Source organism: Xenorhabdus eapokensis (assembly GCF_001908105.1).
The window spans coordinates 1-639 of record NZ_MKGQ01000165.1; the positions used below are offsets into that span (position 1 = coordinate 1).

At 58.2% G+C, this 639-nt stretch carries 1 pseudogene; it reads right to left on the minus strand.

The features are described 5' to 3' along the window. Positions 1-495 (minus strand): annotated as a pseudogene (locus Xedl_RS19970) (type IV secretion protein Rhs); the annotation flags it as partial. Positions 496-639 lie beyond the last annotated feature (144 nt).

Below are 639 nucleotides of genomic sequence, written 5' to 3' on the forward strand. Positions count from 1 at the left end.
TAAGCCCGGATTGAATTCAGGATTCTCTCCCAACATGCCCAGCCGCAATCCATACAGGCTTTGCGGCGGCTGGCGCCAGACCCGGTGACCCGCTTCATCAAACAACGCCAGCGGTTCGCCGGTCGGCGCACACACCGCATATTGTGTCTGCATTTTCCCGGCCAGTAATTCACTGCGGTTTTCCGGGTTCGGGGTGAAGAACTGGATCTGCTGCGCCAGTAACTGCCAGCCATCAAACACCAGATGGCGAATACAGTGCAACCGATTGTGCCGGTATTCCCGGATTTCCGCCGGCACATCCCCATCCCACAGGTACGTCGTGCGCTCACCTGACTGTTCACACACTTTCTCGGTGCGCCGCCCGAAGGCATCGTAGCGATAGGCCCACTGCTGCCCGCCCGGCGTTTGTACCCCGATAAGCTGGTTCTGGCTGTTCCAGCGGAATTTGGTCAACTGAGCGCGATGACCTTCCTGCCAGAGCTGCATGGCGGTCATGCGGCCGGCTTCATCATATTCAAACAGGTGCTGGCCGAGCTGCCGTAACCGGTGGCCTTTCTGGTAAAGACGTTCACCGCTAATGTCATGCAATCCGTCAAACCGGCGGGCAGGATAACCGGCGGCATCGTATTGATAATGCTC